The sequence below is a fragment of the Citrobacter sp. RHBSTW-00859 genome, from assembly GCF_013729795.1.
Classification (GTDB): Bacteria; Pseudomonadota; Gammaproteobacteria; order Enterobacterales; family Enterobacteriaceae; genus Citrobacter; species Citrobacter braakii.
Genome location: NZ_CP056284.1, coordinates 35,093 through 54,090, shown reverse-complemented (window position 1 = coordinate 54,090; position 18,998 = coordinate 35,093). Strand labels below are relative to the sequence as shown.

The 18,998-nt window shown below is 52.7% G+C and carries 20 protein-coding genes and 1 pseudogene; 6 read left to right on the top strand and 15 right to left on the bottom strand.

Annotated features, from left to right (window positions below):
* Nucleotides 1-8 precede the first annotated feature (8 nt).
* Entirely contained in the window at nucleotides 9-845 is an 837-nt protein-coding gene (locus HV302_RS00265; RefSeq protein WP_181626765.1) for a helix-turn-helix domain-containing protein, read from the bottom strand.
* Nucleotides 846-1,206: 361 nt separating this feature from the next.
* Here HV302_RS00265 and HV302_RS00260 point away from each other — a divergent pair.
* Nucleotides 1,207-1,904, top strand: a protein-coding gene (locus tag HV302_RS00260) for an IS1 family transposase (protein WP_223429336.1) whose coding sequence is annotated in 2 segments (ribosomal slippage) — nucleotides 1,207-1,456 and nucleotides 1,456-1,904 — 699 coding nt in all. Because the reading frame shifts where the segments join, the coding sequence is not laid out codon by codon here.
* 73 nt (nucleotides 1,905-1,977) lie between these two features.
* Here the strand turns inward: HV302_RS00260 and HV302_RS00255 are convergent.
* The gene (locus HV302_RS00255; protein WP_016155032.1) at nucleotides 1,978-2,883 is read right to left on the bottom strand and encodes a LysR family transcriptional regulator; all 906 of its coding nucleotides are present in this window, start codon (nucleotides 2,881-2,883) and stop codon (nucleotides 1,978-1,980) included.
* 110 nt (nucleotides 2,884-2,993) lie between these two features.
* Here HV302_RS00255 and HV302_RS00250 point away from each other — a divergent pair, with 110 nt between their 5' ends.
* From HV302_RS00250 to HV302_RS00240, 3 genes are all read left to right on the top strand, one after another.
* Nucleotides 2,994-4,001, top strand: coding sequence for a zinc-binding alcohol dehydrogenase family protein (locus tag HV302_RS00250; protein WP_016155033.1), 1,008 nt, complete (start codon nucleotides 2,994-2,996; stop codon nucleotides 3,999-4,001).
* Between the two features lies 1 nt (nucleotide 4,002).
* On the top strand, nucleotides 4,003-4,308 hold the full coding sequence (locus tag HV302_RS00245) for a putative quinol monooxygenase (protein ID WP_046276186.1): 306 nt from the start codon (nucleotides 4,003-4,005) through the stop codon (nucleotides 4,306-4,308).
* A 118-nt stretch (nucleotides 4,309-4,426) separates the two neighbouring features.
* Nucleotides 4,427-5,329, top strand: coding sequence for a carboxylate/amino acid/amine transporter (locus HV302_RS00240; protein ID WP_016155035.1), 903 nt, complete (start codon nucleotides 4,427-4,429; stop codon nucleotides 5,327-5,329).
* 28 nt (nucleotides 5,330-5,357) lie between these two features.
* On the opposite strand, the gene nlpA is transcribed toward HV302_RS00240, so the two are convergent.
* The 3 genes and pseudogenes from nlpA to HV302_RS00230 all read right to left on the bottom strand — a co-directional run bounded on the left by nlpA (nucleotide 5,358) and on the right by HV302_RS00230 (nucleotide 6,868).
* The gene (gene nlpA / locus HV302_RS00235; RefSeq protein WP_016157795.1) at nucleotides 5,358-6,176 is read right to left on the bottom strand and encodes a lipoprotein NlpA; all 819 of its coding nucleotides are present in this window, start codon (nucleotides 6,174-6,176) and stop codon (nucleotides 5,358-5,360) included.
* Between the two features lie 128 nt (nucleotides 6,177-6,304).
* Nucleotides 6,305-6,421 (bottom strand): annotated as a pseudogene (locus HV302_RS28100) (ISNCY family transposase); the annotation flags it as partial.
* A 30-nt stretch (nucleotides 6,422-6,451) separates the two neighbouring features.
* Entirely contained in the window at nucleotides 6,452-6,868 is a 417-nt protein-coding gene (locus HV302_RS00230; protein WP_016157796.1) for a GNAT family N-acetyltransferase, read from the bottom strand.
* A 130-nt stretch (nucleotides 6,869-6,998) separates the two neighbouring features.
* On the opposite strand from HV302_RS00230, the gene HV302_RS00225 reads away from it, so the two are divergent.
* Nucleotides 6,999-7,292, top strand: a complete 294-nt coding sequence (locus tag HV302_RS00225) for a YicS family protein (protein ID WP_016155038.1) — start codon at nucleotides 6,999-7,001, stop codon at nucleotides 7,290-7,292.
* 92 nt (nucleotides 7,293-7,384) lie between these two features.
* Nucleotides 7,385-8,767: a glycoside hydrolase family 1 protein gene (locus tag HV302_RS00220; protein WP_016157797.1), complete on the top strand. Its 1,383-nt coding sequence runs from the start codon at nucleotides 7,385-7,387 to the stop codon at nucleotides 8,765-8,767.
* 55 nt (nucleotides 8,768-8,822) lie between these two features.
* On the opposite strand, the gene nepI is transcribed toward HV302_RS00220, so the two are convergent.
* The 10 genes from nepI to fucP all read right to left on the bottom strand — a co-directional run bounded on the left by nepI (nucleotide 8,823) and on the right by fucP (nucleotide 18,978).
* Complete coding sequence (nepI, locus tag HV302_RS00215; RefSeq protein WP_094169436.1) at nucleotides 8,823-10,007, bottom strand: purine ribonucleoside efflux pump NepI; 1,185 nt, start codon at nucleotides 10,005-10,007, stop codon at nucleotides 8,823-8,825.
* A 118-nt stretch (nucleotides 10,008-10,125) separates the two neighbouring features.
* A complete protein-coding gene (locus tag HV302_RS00210; RefSeq protein WP_016157799.1) occupies nucleotides 10,126-10,425 on the bottom strand; it encodes a helix-turn-helix domain-containing protein in 300 nt (99 codons plus the stop codon).
* Between the two features lie 8 nt (nucleotides 10,426-10,433).
* Complete coding sequence (locus HV302_RS00205; RefSeq protein ID WP_016157800.1) at nucleotides 10,434-10,775, bottom strand: type II toxin-antitoxin system RelE/ParE family toxin; 342 nt, start codon at nucleotides 10,773-10,775, stop codon at nucleotides 10,434-10,436.
* Between the two features lie 100 nt (nucleotides 10,776-10,875).
* On the bottom strand, nucleotides 10,876-11,328 hold the full coding sequence (locus HV302_RS00200) for a DUF1198 family protein (protein WP_016157801.1): 453 nt from the start codon (nucleotides 11,326-11,328) through the stop codon (nucleotides 10,876-10,878).
* Nucleotides 11,329-11,476: 148 nt separating this feature from the next.
* Nucleotides 11,477-12,868 (bottom strand): hexose-6-phosphate:phosphate antiporter, encoded by a 1,392-nt coding sequence (uhpT, locus tag HV302_RS00195; protein ID WP_003023929.1) that lies wholly within the window; start codon nucleotides 12,866-12,868, stop codon nucleotides 11,477-11,479.
* A gap of 142 nt (nucleotides 12,869-13,010) precedes the next feature.
* Nucleotides 13,011-14,339 (bottom strand): MFS transporter, encoded by a 1,329-nt coding sequence (locus HV302_RS00190; protein WP_094168875.1) that lies wholly within the window; start codon nucleotides 14,337-14,339, stop codon nucleotides 13,011-13,013.
* Nucleotides 14,340-14,348: 9 nt separating this feature from the next.
* A complete protein-coding gene (gene uhpB / locus HV302_RS00185) occupies nucleotides 14,349-15,851 on the bottom strand; it encodes a signal transduction histidine-protein kinase/phosphatase UhpB (RefSeq protein ID WP_046276192.1) in 1,503 nt (500 codons plus the stop codon).
* The gene (gene uhpA / locus HV302_RS00180; protein WP_016155044.1) at nucleotides 15,848-16,441 is read right to left on the bottom strand and encodes a transcriptional regulator UhpA; all 594 of its coding nucleotides are present in this window, start codon (nucleotides 16,439-16,441) and stop codon (nucleotides 15,848-15,850) included. Before uhpA ends, uhpB begins: the two co-directional genes overlap by 4 nt.
* A 195-nt stretch (nucleotides 16,442-16,636) precedes the next feature.
* Entirely contained in the window at nucleotides 16,637-17,650 is a 1,014-nt protein-coding gene (locus HV302_RS00175) for an aldose 1-epimerase family protein (RefSeq protein WP_137379365.1), read from the bottom strand.
* An 11-nt stretch (nucleotides 17,651-17,661) separates the two neighbouring features.
* A complete protein-coding gene (fucP, locus tag HV302_RS00170) occupies nucleotides 17,662-18,978 on the bottom strand; it encodes an L-fucose:H+ symporter permease (RefSeq protein WP_003023919.1) in 1,317 nt (438 codons plus the stop codon).
* Nucleotides 18,979-18,998 lie beyond the last annotated feature (20 nt).

Genomic DNA, 18,998 nt, shown 5'->3' with positions numbered 1-18,998 from the left:
TTTTTACATTACGTATCTATCGGAATGTAATGATCACAGGTAATTATTTTGTTTTTAAGATCCTCTTGGTTATAATGGAATATTTCAATATCATAACCTGCCTTTCTTTTTAATTTACTCTCCGGCAACATTTTAAAATAAATATATCTTGAATAGAGTGGATAGTCCTCTTTCTTGAATCTGAATGAAAAACAGGCATACGTTCCCGAAGGACACTCATAACGATTATAGGCATTGGGCGAATGATGACTTTTATTACCAATGATGCTTTTAACTTTCAACCGCATCATTGAGTTTGGATTAGACGAGAAATCAGTTAATGCCCACACATTTTGTTTTGAACTGGTAAGTTGCTCAAATATTAGATTTAATCGATGCAGATGTGAGTCACTGGCAGGCGGGATTGGTGTGTCATAATTGTACTGAAATCCATGCACGGTATCAGCAGGTAAGGTACGTAGTTGCAATTCGCCGACAACAATACCACTGCGCAGTACAAACGACATTAACGGCGAAAGATCCCAACTGGGATTTTTACGGTATTCTGTGGGGGTATAACCTGTTAGTTTTTTAAATTCACGGCAGAAAGATTGCTGAGAATCGAATCCCACCCGCACTGAAATATCGATAATATCCATATGAGTAAGGCGTAACAAGCTTGCTGCTTTGGTTATCCGTCGCCTACGAATATAAAGCCCCACAGGCATATTTATTCGCTGCTTTAAAATATTCTGTATATGCCTGCGGCTGTATCCGGAAAACTGTGAAATGTCATCAATACCAATGCCTGAAACAAAATTATCTTCTATATAATACAATACATCATTTATAGTCTTTGACTTCAATGGCCCTCTCCTACCCCAATAAATAACGTAATAACAAAAAGCATCAATGCGTTTAACAATCAGGTAAAGAAATAGGCATGTATCGGGGCTATTATGTTTTATATCGTAGCGGAAGGTATCTCGTCAAATACCTTTTAATAAATATACAAGTCATTAAATCATCGACCAAAAAATTCTTAACACAAATATTATAAACACTGCATTAGTTTAAGAAACAATATTTATCGAAGAAACTATACTCAATGAAACAATTATCACTAACTGATCGGCTTTCCGATCAGATTAATGCCAGCAACAGAGATTAGCGGTGATGCTGCCAACTTACTGATTTAGTGTATGATGGTGTTTTTGAGGTGCTCCAGTGGCTTCTGTTTCTATCAGCTGTCCCTCCTGTTCAGCTACTGACGGGGTGGTGCGTAACGGCAAAAGCACTGCCGGACATCAGCGCTATCTCTGCTCTCACTGCCGTAAAACATGGCAACTGCAGTTCACTTACACCGCTTCTCAACCCGGTACGCACCAGAAAATCATTGATATGGCCATGAATGGCGTTGGATGCCGGGCAACCGCCCGCATTATGGGCGTTGGCCTCAACACGATTTTACGTCACTTAAAAAACTCAGGCCGCAGTCGGTAACCTCGCGCATACAGCCGGGCAGTGACGTCATCGTCTGCGCGGAAATGGACGAACAGTGGGGCTACGTCGGTGCTAAATCACGTCAGCGCTGGCTGTTTTACGCGTATGACAGGATACGGAGGACGGTTGTGGCGCACGTCTTCGGTGAACGCACTCTGGCCACACTGGAGCGTCTTCTGAGCCTGCTGTCGGCCTTTGAGGTCGTGGTATGGATGACGGATGGCTGGCCGCTGTATGAATCCCGCCTGAAGGGAAAGCTGCACGTAATCAGCAAGCGTTACACTCAGCGCATTGAGCGACATAACCTGAATCTGAGACAACATCTGGCAAGGCTGGGACGGAAGTCACTGTCGTTCTCAAAATCGGTGGAGCTGCATGACAAGGTCATCGGGCATTATCTGAACATAAAACACTATCAGTAAGTTGGAGTCATTACCGAGATTAGCTATTATTTATGCGTATGACTATCGAATAATATTCCTGCGATTGAACACCTCACGGGGAAATGCCCAACGTGTCACACCGCGCCTTCACGGCGTCATGCAGCAGACGGACAGCCGTTGAAAGCTGCTTACGATGTGGGCAAATCATATTCAGCGGGGCTTTCTCGCCCAGGTAATCAGGCATCAGTAGCTGCAATCGTCCATCACGCACATCCTCGCTGACATCCAGCCACGACTTGTACGCGATGCCTTCTCCGGCAATCGCCAGCCGTCGGATTACTTCAGCATCGTCGCTCATAATGGTGCCGTTAACCTGCACACTGCTAACCTCGCCGTTATGCGTAAACGTCCAGCGATCGTGCAGGCGTCCGCGTAAAACGAAGGTCATGGCGTTGAGCTGTGTTAAATCATCCGGAGTTTGCGGCGCGCCGTTTTGCACAACCCATTCCGGTGATGCCACCAGCACGCGTCGGTTACCCGATGCGACAGGCAGCGCAATGTAAGATGCGTCTTCGGTGTTGCCATAGCGAAACGCTACATCGACGGGGTCTTTAAAGACATCCGTCACCTGGTCGGAGAAAAAAATCCGCAGGCGCAGCGCGGGATAGCGGCGTCGAAACGACTGAAAGACCGGCAGCAGTAGGTTCCGACCGAGATCGGAAGGTACGGCGATTTGCAGCGTGCCTGAAACTTCATCTTCCGGGGTCTGAATTTTTTGCAGTCCGGCATGCATCACGTCCAGCATCTGGCGGGCATAAGGTAGCCAGACCTCACCTTCCGGCGTCAGGCGCAGACTGCGCGTGGAGCGGGCGAACAAGCGGATAGCCAGCGTAGACTCCAGGCGCTTAATAGCAGAACTGACCTGAGCAGGCTGAACGCCGACTTCGCGTGCGGCATCGCTAAAACTATTTAGCGCCGCGGCGCGGACAAACAACGTGAGATCTTCAAGCCGGAACATTTTCACTCCCCGAGTATAAGTCCTGTCGCCGAAGGGCTATTTTTCCCGTTCTGCTACCGGTTTACCATCGAATTATTCAACAGATAGAAGGTTTATTAACCGGAGAGATTATGAAAGCCATCGCTATTACCCGCGCCGCAACCGACGGCAGTAACATTGAATTTTTACAAGAGATTGACCTGCCCATGCCCGTCGCCTCCGGGCACGATCTGCTGGTTGAAGTGAAGGCCATTTCCGTCAATCCCGTTGACACCAAGGTCCGCGAAGGTTTTAACGCTGATGTGCCCCGCGTGCTGGGTTGGGACGCCGTTGGCGTAGTGAAGTCCGTGGGTGAAGCAGTCACCCTGTTCGCTCCTGGCGATGAAGTCTGGTATGCCGGTGCGCTGGGTCGTGCTGGCAGTAACAGTGAATTTCAGCTGGTTGATGAACGTATTACCGCGCTGAAGCCGCAATCGCTGGACAATGCTTCTGCCGCGGCACTGCCGCTGACCGCCATCACCGCCTGGGAAATGCTGTTCGACCGTCTGGGCGTTGAGGAAAATGGCAATGAAAATGATGTGTTATTGATTGTTGGCGCTGCTGGCGGCGTCGGTTCTATCCTGACGCAACTGGCCAGTAAGCTGACCAAAATGACTGTCATCGGTACCGCTTCACGTCCACAGAGCCAGAAATGGGTACGTGAAGCAGGCGCTCATCATGTGATTGACCACAGCAAGCCGCTGATGGAAGAGCTGGCTCGGATAGGCATTAAAGAGGTGACGCACGTTGCCAGCCTGAACAATACCGAGCAGCACTACCCGCAAATTATTGCCGCCCTGGCGCCGCAGGGCAAACTGGCGCTGATTGACGATCCGCAAACCCTCGATGCACGTCCACTGAAGGCCAAAAGCATTTCGCTGCACTGGGAATTTATGTTTACCCGTTCGATGTTTACCACCCACGACATCATTGCGCAGCATCAGCTATTAACCCGCGTGGCACAGTTGATCGATGACAACACCATTCGCACCACACTGGGTGAGCATTTTGGCGCAATCAACGCGGCGAATTTGCAAAAAGCGCACGCGCAAATTGAAACCGGTCGTTCAGTCGGCAAGATTGTGCTGGAGGGGTTTTAACATGTCTGATTCAGAGGTGATTTCAATTATTGCGGTACTGAAAGCCAGACCGGGGAAAATCGACGCACTGAAACAGGCGCTGCAGGCTCTGCTGCTGCCCACGCGCCAGGAGCCGGGCAATATTGAGTATGCCCTGTTCCAGTTGCGCGACACACCGGATGTCTTCTACGTTCGTGAATCCTGGCGCGGTCAGGCCGGTCTGGACGAGCATATCGCCCTGCCCCATTTCCAGGCGTTTATTCTGCAAATGAACGAGCTGCTGGCCGAACCGCTACGACTGGATTATCTGACGCCGATTGCGCCGTAAGATGACTGCCGAAGCCCCCTGCGATGTAGGGGGCTGTGCCCGTCATGTCTCACTCGCTTCGCTATCTCTGCTATGATGCCTGCACACAAATAAAACAAAACAACATGCAGAGGGAAAGATGAGTTCCACCAGAAGAGGGATGATGAACGTCCTGATTGCCGCCGTATTATGGGGAAGTTCAGGCGTTTGCGCGCAGTACATCATGGAACAAAGCCAGATGTCGTCGCAGTTTCTGACCATGACGCGCCTGATTTTCGCGGGGCTAATTCTGCTGATGCTCTCTTTCGTTCACGGCGACAACGTATTCTCCATTATCAAAAACCGCAAGGACGCCATCAGCCTGCTGATTTTTTCCGTGGTCGGGGCACTCACCGTACAGCTAACCTTCCTGCTGACCATCGAAAAATCCAACGCCGCCACCGCGACGGTGCTGCAATTTTTGTCACCGACCATTATCGTGGCGTGGTTCTCCGTGGTGCGCAAAGCGCGGCCGGGGGTTTTAGTGCTGACGGCGATCTTCACCTCGCTCATCGGTACTTTCTTACTGGTCACCCACGGTAACCCGACGTCGTTATCTATCTCAGCTGCCGCGCTGTTTTGGGGAATAGCCTCGGCGTTTGCTGCCGCGTTCTATACCACCTACCCCTCAACGCTCATCGCGCGCTACGGAACATTACCGGTCGTCGGCTGGAGTATGTTAATCGGTGGAATGATCCTACTGCCGTTCTATGCCGGGCAGGGAACTCATTTCGTGGTGAATGGCAGTTTAATTCTGGCGTTTTTCTATCTGGTGGTCATCGGCACGTCACTCACGTTTAGCCTGTACCTGAAAGGCGCGCAGATGATTGGCGGACCGAAAGCGAGCATTTTAAGCTGCGCGGAACCGTTGAGCAGTGCGTTGCTGTCCCTGCTGCTGTTAGGCATCACCTTTACCCTTCCAGACTGGCTGGGTACGCTTTTGATCCTCTCATCGGTAGTGCTTATCTCAATGGACTCACGTCGCCGCGCCAGAGCGGTTTAACCCCAACTGGCGCGACAACGGGTGACGATTACCAGCCCGGAACTGCGCCGCCGTTAAAGATAGTTTCTGCCGCCTTCGCCACTTCCGGTGACTGATAAGATTGCAGGAATTCTTTCACATTCTCGGCATCTTTATTGTCTTCTCTCGCCACGAGAATGTTCACGTACGGTGAATTTTTGTCTTCGATAAATACGCTGTCATGTACCGGAGAAAGCCCGGTTTGCTGGATGTAGGTGGTACTGATAATCGCCACATCCACTTTTTGATCGTCCAGCACGCGCGGTAGCTGCGCCCCTTCCAGTTCCATAATTTTCAGATGTCGCGGATTATCCGTAATATCCAGCGCCGTTGGCAGCAGGCCGGTATCCGCTTTCAGAGTGATTAACTTCTCTTTTTGTAGCAGCAACAGCGCCCGCCCAAGGTTGGTCGGATCGTTAGGTATCGCAATCGTCGCACCGTCTTTTAGTTCAGCAACGGTTTTGATTTTCTTCGAATAACCCGCCATCGGGAACACAAAGGTATTGCCCACCGCTACTAGCTTATAGCCGTGCGCTTTATTATCTTGTTCAAGGAACGGACGATGCTGGAAGACGTTGGCATCCAGCTCACCATGATTAGTGGCATCGTTGGGCAGCAGAGAACCGCTAAACCCCACCAATTCCACCTCCAGGCCATATTTTTCTTTAGCGACTTTCTTCGCGACTTCCGCCACATCCTGCTCTGCGCCGTTAATCACGCCCACTTTAATATGCTTTGCATCATTGTTCTGCTGATCGCATCCTGCCAGCAATAATCCCGCCAGTAATAACGCCGCCCCAGCCCCGAAATAAGGTATTTTCAGTTTCACGTTTTATCCTTTTGCAATAACCGCCTGATGAGTAATGAAATGACTATAGCGGGAAGGCCGCTGCGGTTTATAAAACGAAAAAGCATCAGCAAGAAGAAAAAAGCATAATGCGAAAAGGAAAATGAGTCGGAATGTGCCGTTAGGTCATCAAAGGAAAGCCCAGTAATAATTAGCACCAGTTCACGATCAATCCCCTTTTCAAGCATGGCTTGGGCTATCCGCAACGCTTCTTCCTGTTTGCCTTCAAGTCATCCCTTTTGCAGTCCTTCCGGTCATCAAAACGTTTTCGACAAATAATGGCGCGCGGAACCGGTTTCTGGAAAGTTATCGAGGGTCATTTGCAACTGATAGCCGTTTTTCTGATAAAACGGCAGCGCCTGGAAACTCATCGTGTCCACCAGCGCATGCAGGCATCCTCTCTCACGCGCCGTCTGTTCAGCGGCCTGCATCAACTTTGTGCCGTAACCGCCTTTACGCAGCGAGTCATGCATCCACAGGAAATCAATGCACAGCCATTCGCCTTTGATTTTACCGATCAGCCCGCCCAGTATTTTATTGTGCTCATCGCGCCAGTACACCGCCAGGTCGCCAAAATTGGTGGTCCTCAGGAACTGGCGATTGTAGGCGCGCAATCCAACAAGCAGAGCATTTTGATCGTCTTCAGTAATGGTATCTGTAATCTGTATTTGCATCCTATCCTCCTGAAAAACTAAAACTTCTGGCTGATTTTCTTTTTAGAAATTAACACAGGCTGATGAGTGAGGCGCATGCCGTCTACACTTACTCTTGAGATGATGCGCATCGACAACAAGGATTATTATCATGAAACAAGCCGTTTTTCCGCTTATTGCCATTCTTTTCATGCTGCCGGGTTTGGCGCAGGCCGATTCGGCTTATGGCTCTCTACAGTCCGTTCATGAAAAAAACACCGTATTGAAGGATTTACGCAAGATTTGTACCCCGCAGGGGTCGCCATCGGATGAGGTGTGGGAAAAAACGATTATGGCTGATACGCGTAATCAGCAACACATCCGCGAAGCCATTCTGGCAATACAAAGAAACAATCAGAACAACTACTGGGAAGCGCTGGGCAAAGTTGAATGCCCGGATTTGTAACTATCGCATTGAAAAACGAGTGCTGTAACCGGTTTCTGTTTTGCAAAATCGCCTATTGTGTAGGGAAATGAAACACATCAAGGAGCAAGATAATGCGATACCGTTTTCCCGAAAACTTTTGGTGGGGCAGTGCCTGCTCGGCGCTGCAAACCGAAGGGGATAGTCTGAACGGCGGCAAAAGCCAGACGACATGGGACGTGTGGTTCGACCGCCAGCCTGGGCGTTTCCATCAGGGGGTTGGCCCGGCGAACACCTCGACCTTTTATCAGCACTGGAAACAGGACATCGCACTGCTCAAACAGCTGAAGCACAACAGCTTCCGCACTTCAATCAGTTGGTCACGACTGATCCCGGACGGTACTGGCGACGTCAACCCGCAGGCAGTTGATTTCTATAACAACGTCATCGATGAGCTGCTGGCGCAAGGCATTACGCCATTTATCACCCTGTTCCACTTCGATATGCCGATGGTGATGCAGGAGAAAGGTGGCTGGGAAAACCGTGATGTGGTTGAGGCGTTTGGTCGCTACGCACAAACCTGTTTTACCTTGTTCGGCAATCGGGTGAAGCACTGGTTCACCTTTAACGAACCGATTGTCCCGGTAGAAGGCGGCTATCTGTATGACTTCCATTACCCTAATGTGGTGGATTTCAAACGCGCGGCCACCGTGGCGTATCACACCGTACTGGCGCATTCCACAGCAGTGCGCGCATATCACGCCGGTAGTTATGACGGTGAAATCGGTGTGATCCTGAATTTAACGCCCTCTTATCCGCGCTCACAACACCCAGCGGATGTAAAAGCTGCGCACCATGCGGATCTGCTGTTTAACCGCAGCTTCCTTGACCCGGTGCTAAAAGGTGAATATCCGGCGGATCTGATAGAGCTGCTAAAAGAGTACGATCAACTCCCAGCATGTCAGCCAGGCGACAGTCAGCTCATCGCCGATGGCAAAATCGACCTGCTCGGTATTAATTATTATCAGCCGCGCCGCGTGAAATGTCGTGATACTGCCGTCAATCCTGACGCGCCGTTTATGCCGGAGTGGCTGTTTGATTATTACGAAATGCCGGGGCGTAAAATGAACCCTTACCGTGGCTGGGAAATTTACGAGCCAGGTATTTACGATATTATTACTAATCTGCGTGATAACTACGGCAACCCGCGCTGTTTTATTTCTGAAAACGGCATGGGAGTCGAAAATGAGCAACGTTTTATTCAGCAGGACCAAATCAACGACAGCTACCGTATTGAATTTGTTTCTGCGCATCTTAAATGGCTACATAAAGGCATTAGCGAAGGGTGTAATTGTCTTGGCTACCATATGTGGACCTTTATTGATAACTGGTCCTGGCTCAACGGATATAAAAACCGCTACGGTTTTGTCCAGTTAGATTTAGATACGCAAAAACGTACGGTGAAGAAAAGCGGCGAATGGTTTGCCCATACCGCCGAAAACAATGGTTTTGATTGATTCAGTCGTCAGATAACGATGTTGCCTGAAAGCTGCGCGCCATCAGGCAACAATCTCACTGTATTCTGACCTTCATCGTGACCAGAAGCGCCGTCAGCAGCATCAGGCTGCCGGAAAGCATCAGGGGCGAAAGCAGTCCGAGGTTATCGAGCGCATAGCCTCCCACCGCTGCCCCGCAGGTATTGGCAAGCTGGATCACGGCGACCTGGACGGATCCAGCTTTTTCTGCCTGATCGGCAAGCGATCGGGTGATCCACGTCGACCAGCCGACCGGAACCAACGCAAACGCCAGGCCCCAGATAATCGCAATACCTGCCGCCACAACTTTGTCGCTACCCCACAGGATCAGGACCAGCGCGCTAAGCGCCAGCACCAGCGGCGCACCGGCTAAGGCCAGTTTGACCGAGCGCTTCAGAACTACCGAGGAGAGCGACGTCCCGACAAAGCTGGCGATACCAAAACTCAGCAGCACCAACGTCAGGCCATCAACTTCAAAGCCTGCCAGATTCATATAGATCGGGCGAATATAGGTAAAGAAGGCGAACTGTCCGGCAAAGGACATAAAGATGGCAATCATCCCGGCCATCACCCCCGGGCGCTGCAGCAGGATGAACATATTTTGTTTCTGATGCGAAGGTTCACCTGGCAACGACGGCAGCGCTCTCACCACCCAAATCGTGCACAGCACGCCCATTACCGCCGCCGCATTAAACACGTTGCGCCAGCCGATAATACCGCCCAAAAAACTCCCCAGCGGCGCGGCAATCACCAGCGCGACAGAGACCGCGCCAAAAATCACCGACAGCGCTTTCGGTACCGTACGGGCGGGAACCAGACGCATGGTCAGCGACGCCGACATCGCCCAGAATCCGCCAAGCGCCAGACCGAGACAGGCGCGGCCAATGAGCAGCAGTGAAAAAGAGTTGGCAAAGGAAACCAACAGGCAGGAGAGCGTCAGCAGCACCGAAAACACGATCACCACGTAGCGACGATCGGTCGCCTGGATAATTTGCGTCACAAACAGGCTGGCGAACATGGCAACAAATGCCGTCACAGTCACCGATTGTCCGGCAACACCTTCAGAAATCCCCAGATCCTGCGCCATCGGCGTTAACAGGCTAACGGGCAGAAACTCAACGGTTATCAGGCAGGCAACGCAGAACGCCACGGCGAATACCGCCGACCAGTTCGGTCGGGCATTTGCCTCAGCGCGGGATTTTTGTTCAACAGCTTCACTCATTTTGTTACCTGCGTGGGGTTATTGCAGAAAAGTTACGCAGTGTAACATTAAATTTGTGACGTATTTAACGTTTTGGCAACTACTTTCATCTAACACAAAATCCAGGCCACACGGATTTTTAAAGATGAAACGCGACTCTTTTACCTGTCGGTAACTTAACATCAATGCTCAGTTCGCCACCTAACGCCGTGACATAACGCTTAAGCGTCGACAGACGAGGATCGTTATCCGCCTGTTCCATTTTTGCGATTGTTGGCTGCTTAACGCCCATTGCCGAGGCAAGTTCCGCCTGAGAGAGATTCAGTTCTTCCCGTAACATATTTAACGCAATCACCTGACGTAGCACTTCTACTTTTTCAGCAATGCGCTCTTGGCTTTCCGGGCTTTGTTTCGCCATCAATTCTTTAAGCGTCGCCATAATTTTCCTTACTTATTAAGGTGATTTCGGTACTCAGCGTCAGCAAGCCTGATCATCTCTTTATAGAATTTCTTCTCGTTTAACCCTGTTTTGTCGCCAGCGCATAACACGATGCCATGGCGAGAAGGATCAAACACGAAGAACGCCCGAATCGGGTTGCCCTGATGCTGCACTCGCAACTCTTTCATATTTGAAAAAGCAGAAGCATTTACCGTATCAGCAAACGGCCTGCCTAACTGAGGACCATACTCGGATAAAATCATCATCGCTGCGAGCATATCTTCCTTGAGCGCCTCGGTCTGTACGTCAAACCATTTATCGAAAACATCCGTTGTTTCCACTTCCCACATCAACGATCCCTCATAGCTAATAAGCTATAGGTAAATTATAGCCCATTAGCTATTAAATCAATTTATATTTGCACAATTAATTCGCCAACAGGCATGACTGTCAGTGTAGCCAGTGCACGCCATCTTCGGGCTGGAAAAAGGCGTTATAGCGCATCTGAAACGCATTAAACTCCTGCATATCCGGCTCTATCTCGCGCAGAAAACCGAGCGCCAGACGCACCTGTGCGTCAGTAATCGGCGTGGCCAATCGGGCTTTTTGCAGCCAACGGTGCCATTGCAGCAGATTCGACTCACTGCCGTCGACAATAACGATTTGCCAGATCAACAACACCTGGGCAGCATTTTGCAGATGCGATTCATCTGGGCGGTGGAGGTACTGTAAAAAAGCCTCACCCTGTACTTTTCCCATCTGATCGATCATCGACTCTACCGGCACAACATCAATATTCAGTCGCTCGCTCAGACGGCGAATTGCCCGTCGAGATCCGGATGTCAACACCCGAAAACCCACTACAAAAACAACGACCAATGTGGCCAGCATTATCCAAATCATGCGCACATCCATTACCAGACAGGATGCCCATCATAACGGCAAATTCCTCTCTGTCGACGACTGAACGTATCAACACGATTCAGGATGGATCCGCGACATAAAAAAGCCCGCCATTCAGGCGGGCAAAAGTTACCAATGCACACTTAACTTAAGCGACTTTCAATTGTTGAATTTTTTTCTCGCGGCGAATTTTACGTTCTTCAAACACGGCCACGATGGCCATCAGACAGATACAACCGATGGCGGCGGTATCCAGCGCGGCGAACGTGCCCGCCCAGCCGGTCAGACCGAAAATCGGCGTGCCGTCGGCAATCATCCCCAGACCCAGCTTGGCGAAGCTGTCACCAATCAGATATGCGAAGGTGCCTTTAATCCCATCGGCTGCGCCGATCGCTTTTTTCGGTACGAATCCGACGGCTGCAACGCCGATTAACAGCTGAGGACCAAACACCAGGAAGCCCAGCGCAAACAGCGAAGCCAGATAGACATACTGGTTGCTGGCGTGCTGATAAACGCCCAGAGTTGCGATAATCAACGCCAGCGCCACGCAGGCTACCAGCGCACGACGACCGTTAGCCAGGTCAGAGAGCCAACCCCACAATAGCGTGCCGACCAACGCGCCCACTTCAAACAGGGTAAAGCCCTGAATCGCCACCTCTTTGGAGAGCTTCAGCTCCTGGAAAGCGTAGACAGTGGACCACTGGTCGATACCGATGCGCACCACGTACAGGAAAATGTTGGAGAAGCACAGCAGCCAGATCACTTTGTTTTTCAGCACGTACTCAACAAAGATCTGCCATTTGGTCATCTCATTTTCTTCAGTCTCTTTGTCCTCTTCGCTTATCTCCTCGCCGAACAGCTCTTCAGCTTTACCGAGGCCATAAGACTCCGGGGAGTCGCTGCCGTAGCGCAGGCCGATAAAGCCGACAATCAGGGCGATAATCGACGGGAAGATAAACATACCAATGACGTGACCGTCGAACAGATAGTTGGCGCCAAACAGCGCCACGCCAGCTGCACCCGCACCACCGAGGTTATGGGAGATATTCCACATACCGAGGTAAGAACCCCGCTTGCGACGCGGCGTCCATTTGGTGATGGTGGAATAGCTACACGAGCCGCCGGTACTCTGGAAAAAACCGCTCAGCGCGTAGAAGGCGATCATCAGGAACAGGCTGGTTGAACCCGCCCCCATGCTGGCGCTGAAGCCGAGCATACAGATGGCGGAGAGGATCAGCATAAACGGCAGGAACTGCTTGGTATTTTTGCCGTCTGCGTAGTAGGAAACCAGCGTTTTACCCACGCCGTAGGTGATGGAGAAGCCCAGGCCAATCATTCCCAGCTGCGTCATGCTCAGCCCGTAGGTGGAGATCATGTCGTTCTGCGCGATGTTGAAGTTTTTGCGGATCAGATACATGGTCAGGTAGCCAATAAAGACCACCAGATAGGACTGCATGAACGGTTTGAACCACATTTTACGCCGCACATCGAGCGGCAGATCCAGGGTCGGCTTGCGTACCTGGTTTAGAAAGGCCAGCATTTGACACTCCCGAGCTAATTTTTATACCTGCGAATGGCAGGCATTGTAAAAATCAGCCGGGAGACGCGCCTGAGACAGCGTCCAGGTGAAACCGGGAAAATTTCTTAGTTTTGCCCTACTCGGGGCAAAAAGGTGAGGTGCATCACGCTTCGTTGAGTTCGCGTGGAGCCTGGGCGTTCAAAAACGGCAGCAGCAGCAGCGCGGAAATCCCCGCCGCAATGGCGATCACCACAAAGAATCCGGTCCAGTGCCAGACCTCCATCACCTTCGCCAGCGGCCAGCCGGAAAGCGATGCCCCCAGATAGGCAAACAGCCCGACAAATCCGGTTGCCGCGCCCGCTGCCTCTTTGTGCGAGCACTCCGCCGCCGCCATGCCGATCAGCATTTGCGGGCCGAAGACGAAGAATCCGGTGGTGAAGAAGCACGCCGCCTGCATCACGTAACTGGCGAACGGCATCAGCCACAACGAGCCCACGGAGAGCAAAATTCCGGCAGCGAAAATCAGGTTCATTGGACCGCGGTTGCCGTTAAACAGTTTGTCCGAGCCCCAGCCTGCGACCAGCGCGCCGATAAATCCGCCCAATTCGAACATGGTCACGGCGGTATTGGCGGTCACCAGATCCACGCCGAGCGTCTCCGACATATACAGATTGCCCCAGTCGTTGATGGCGGCGCGGACGACGTACACCAGCACGTAACACAGCGACAGCAACCAGATATAGGGATTCAGCAATACATAGCGGGTGAGGATCTCTTTACGGCTCAGCCCTGCGCCTTCCTGCTGCTGGGCGATTTCCAGCTCATCATGGCGCCAGTCGCCAATCGGCGGCAGACCAATCGCCTGCGGCCTGTCGCGCAGCCGCCAGCAGAGAAAAACCCCCACCACAATCGCCAGCAGCCCGGCGATCATCATCCCGGCACGCCAGCCGTAGTGCAGCGCCGTCGCCGCCATCACGATAGGGATTAGCGCCCCGCCAACATTGTGCGCAGTATTCCACAGCGCCCACCAGCCGCCGCGTTCGGTACGCGAATACCACGCAGTCAATAAACGCGCGCAGACCGGCGACCCCCAGCCCTGGAAAAAGGCGTTCAGCGCCCAGAGCACCGCAAAAGCCCAGAGCGAGGTGGAGAAGCCAAACAGAATGTTCACCACGCCGGTGGCGATAAGCCCAAACCCCATAAAATAACGGGCGTTGGAACGGTCACTGACGATACCGGAAACAAACTTCGACAGGCCGTAGGTGATGTAAAACAGCGTCGCCAGCAGACCAATGTCGCTGCGGGTCAGCACGCCGCTGGTGAGGATATCCGGTACGGCGGCGTTGAAGCTCTTGCGTGTGAAATAGAACAGCGCGTAGCCGAGCCAGATAGTGGTCAGAATATGCCGCCGCCAGTAGCGGTAGAGGGCATCCACTTCACGCTTATCGGTGATGAGCGGCGCGCTGACTGGGGATTTTAAAAACGAAAACATGACCGCTCCTTACACATAACGCTGGGGTAACGACACGCTGACCCGCGTGCCGTGCGTACAGGAAATCGAGAGCGATCCCCCGAGGGCGGTAATACGTTCACGCATCCCGGTGAGGCCAAATCCCTGCTGATTCGACCCCGGCGGCAGGCCGCTGCCGTCGTCCTCAATCACCAGCATCAGCCGTTCATCCTGCTGCCAGCCCTGAAGCGTCACCGCGCTGGCGTTGGCGTGCTTAACGATGTTGTTCAGCCCTTCCTGACAGACGCGAAACAGCGTCACCCGCTGACTTTCGCTGAGTGCAAATTCGTCAATTCGCCAGTCAAGGTGGCTGACGATGCCACGGCTTTCCAGCTCCATTTCACGCATCAATGAGCGGATCGCTTGTTCCAGCGTGAGATCATCCAACTGGCGCGGACGCAGACGACCCAACAGACGACGCACCGAATCGTACACGCCAAGAGAAAGTTGTTCGATATGCGCCCCGCTGCGCTTCACCCCTGCGTTTTCCGGCGCCAGCCGCTGGACAATGCCCGCCTGGGTGCGAATGGCGGTGATGGTCTGACCGATATCATCGTGCAGTTCGCGCGCCACATCCCGGCGCACGCTCTCTTCGGTCTCCAGCAGGCGTTCCGCCAGACGGTGGTTGCGCGCTAATTCGTTTTGCAGCGACTGGTTAAGCTCGCGCAGACGCTGGATCCCCGCGCCGAGCAGCAGCCCGGTCAGGCTTTGCACCAGCAGGGAGAGCAACAGGTCGACGGGATGATCGTGCCAGGTCTGGCTGGCAATCAGCGCAATGGCGTTCATTAACGTGGCAATCAGCGCCCCCTGCCAGCCGTAGTGCCAGGCGAGCGCAATGATCGGCAGCGCGAGGCAAAACGGCGTGAAGCGTGACAGTTCATCGGGCAGGCCAAGCTGCAACCACAGGCTGACGCTAAACAGCAGCAGATACCAGACCAGATGCCGCCCGCGCCAGTTCACCGGCTGAGACACCACCGCCGGACCCAGCGGCAACCAGGTGGTGCTGGTAAGATAGTGCCAGAAAACCAGACAGATCGGAGCCAGCGTTAATCCACCGGTGAGCGTCAGCAGTAGGGCATTCCACGCCTCTTCGCCTTGCCCAAGCCAGGGCAGCGATTGCAGCAACGCCGCCGCCGTCAGCGCCGCGCCCTGCAACAGCAGCGTGCGCCAGTCGCGCTGATGGCGGTAGCGCGAAATCAGCATCACCGGGAGTAACGTGAGGAAGCTCCCGATCATCAAAAGTGGCAAGTGAGCCAGCGCCACTTCCTGCGCCAGCCAGAAAAGAAGCAGCCATTCCGCACCCAGCAGCACCGGCCAGTAGCCGCGTGGACATTGCAGCATCAGCCCCAGACGCAGGCCAAACGGAAACAGCAGTACCGCCAGCTCCGGGCGCTCAACCAGGTGCAGGCTGATACTCCACAAGCAGAACCACGCGGCAGAGAAGATAAAGAAGCAGGCAACAACGGTGATTAACCGGGAACAGAGCGTGTTCATTGCCAGCCGTCAAACATCCGGCGGGCCAGTTCGACATCGTTGCTAACGCCCAGTTTTTCCATCAGGTTAGCGCGATGCACGTGCACCGTTTTCGGCGACAGGCCCAGTTCGGCGGCAATCTCTTTGACCGCCATGCCTTGCGCCAGTTTCTCCGCCACCTGACGTTCGCGTTTGGTCAACGGATCCTGACGACCAGCCGCCAGTTTGACGGCGATATCCGGCGTCAAATAGCAGCCGCCGGTCGCCACGGTATGCACCGCCGCGATCAGCTCATCAGGGCTACAGCGTTTAGAAAGGAAACCACGCGCGCCCGCGTTGAGCGCCTGCTCCACCAGCGCCGGGCTGTCGTGGACGGAGAGCATGATAATCGCCATCCCTTTTGGCAACTGGCTTAACAGTTCAAGACCGGAGATATCAGGCATCGAGATATCACAGATACATACCTGCACGCCACGTCCCGGTAATCCCGCCAGCGCCTCACTGCCTGAGCCGAACTCAGCCACAACCTGCAAATCAGGTTCCAGCCCCAGCAACTGGGCAAAGCCGGAGCGGACGATAGTGTGGTCGTCGATAAGGGCAACGGTGATCATGGGTTCTGTCCTGGGGGATAAAAAACGTGCTTACCTTAACGATATACACTTTATCCTTCAAGCAGCCTCTGCGTTGGCTTGGTCTGCTCACCCCAGTCACTGACTTGAGTAAGCTTCTGAGGTGAGCAGACTTGCCGCCTTATGCAGCTTGAAGGATTTTGTGTTCCGACGCGCTGCTGTTTAAGCCTTGAGCGATCAGGCGATGCCAGTTGTGACGGTAAATGTGCGGGTGTGCTGCGGTTCTAGCTGAATCAACGTGCCTTTTCGCTGCGCCGCCAGGAAGCCTTCAGGGCGACAGGTCGCAGGTAGGGCAAAGGCTGCCACCTGCTGATCGCCGTTATAGAGGATCCAACGGGTGACATAATTCAGCTCCGCGCTGGAGAAACGCGTCACGAACGTGGTGCCATCAGGTGCGATCATGCGAAATTCAGGCTTATCCGTGTATCGGTCCAGTTGGTCAGCGAAGAAAACGATTTCCGGATCGTAAAAATCGGGCTCGTTGAGGCGCCCCAGCGAGGTCTCGCCCTGAATGATCCGCTGATTAAACGCCAGCCACTGCTCGGTAGGCTTAACATGCGCGGGTACCGACTCACGCAGCTTCATGGCTTCATCCGGGATATTCTGGCTGAAGGTCGCTTCCGGTACGTAGGCATAGTTCATATGGCACATATACTGTAAAGGCATTGCCACTGAGGCGAGGTTGGTGACCGCCATCTGAATATCAAACAGCGCACTCGCTTTGCGCATAATCACCGCAGGATGCGCCTGATAATGATGACCGAATCCCATCACATACTCGTAGCGTCCGCTCACGCGCAAATTCTCTCCCTCCAGCTCCAGCCAGGCCTCATCCATCGCGGCACAGGCCATTTCGCCATGCAACGGGTGAGAATCTTCCGGCGAAGGGCAGCCATTAGCCAATATACCCGAGTGGAAAGCAAAGCAGCCGTAAGTCGCTACCACTTCCGCAGCCGGTTTCGGCTGACTGAACATGTTGCGCATGGTCAGTTCATGCCCGTCAAACTGAGCATCCCAGATCATCTGCCCCATCCAGGGCAGAATAACCAGATGTCCACGACTGTTTTCTACCTTCAGCCCTTCCACACCGCTGGCGTAACGAAATGCGGTAACCGTGAAGTCGCTATTCTTCAGTAAGATTCGCGGATGCTCTGCAAAGAGTTCCCGCCACAGCGTGATACGTGTTGTCATGATCGCTCTCCTCAGGAAACAGTCGCTTCAGCCAGGTTATTGCGCACTTTGCTTTCACGCCAGAAGTAGATACCGACGTACACGAAGCACAACATGGAGACCAGGAACGAGAGTTGTAGCGAGTGGAACATATCGGCCACATAGCCCTGAATTGCCGGAACCACCGCTGCACCAACAATCGCCATGACAATGACTGCTCCCGCCATTTCAGTATGTTCGTTATCCACGGTATCCAGCGTACCGGCATAGATTGTCGCCCAGCAGGGTCCAAACAGGACGCTCACCAGTACGGCAACGTACACGGCGCTGAAGCTTGGCGCCAGCGCAACATAGACCAGAAACAGTGCGCCAATGATGGAGTAGAGGATCAGCACTTTTTCCGGATTGAAGCGTGTCATCAATATGTTGGCGATAAACTTGCCGATAAAGAAGCAGGCAAAGCTATAGACCATGAAGGTTGAGGCGTCGCGCTCGTTGATATCACCCAATTCCAGCGCCAGACGGATGGTAAATGACCACACCGCGACCTGCATCCCCACGTACAGGAACTGCGCCACAATCCCACGGCGGAAACGGGCATTGCTGGCCAGATAACGCAGCGTATCCATCGCTGACGGACGTTTATGACTCGCCGTTTGCGCGACTTTACAGGTCGGGAAGCGGGTCAGCAGGAACAACACCATCACCACAACCAGCACCATAATCATGTACTTGTAAGGCTCAAGGGTATTTTCCAGCATCAACACTTTAAAGTTGTGGATCTGCTCCGCGTTCATCCCAGCCATCTGTTTTTCCAGACTCTCGCCTTCAGAGAAGACCAGATATTTACCCAGCAGAATACCGGCGGCTGCGCCAATGGGGTAAAAGGTCTGGCTGATGTTCAGGCGCAGGGTGGCATACGCTTTTGGGCCAATCATGGAGCTGTAGGTGTTGGCTGCAGTTTCCAGGAAGCTCAGGCCAATCGCAATCGCAAAAATTGCCGCGAGGAACATGGTGTAGGTGGCCATGTGCGATGCCGGGAAAAAGAGCGTACAGCCAACAATATAAAGGGTCAGTCCCATTAAGATGGCGATTTTATAACTGGTCTTTTTAATCACCAAAGATGCCGGAATCGCAATTAAAAAATAACCGCCATAAAAGGCACTCTGAACTAATGCCGAAGCAAAGTTGCTGAGTGAAAATACGCTTTTGAATTGCGTAATCAGAATATCATTTAATGCGGCTGCGCATCCCCATAAAGGGAATAAACAGGATAACAAAATAAACTGGAACAGAGGCGTCTTATTCAGATAGCCGTCGGGCATCTGAATGATGTTTTTATCGTTCATAGTGCTACCTTTTACAATGC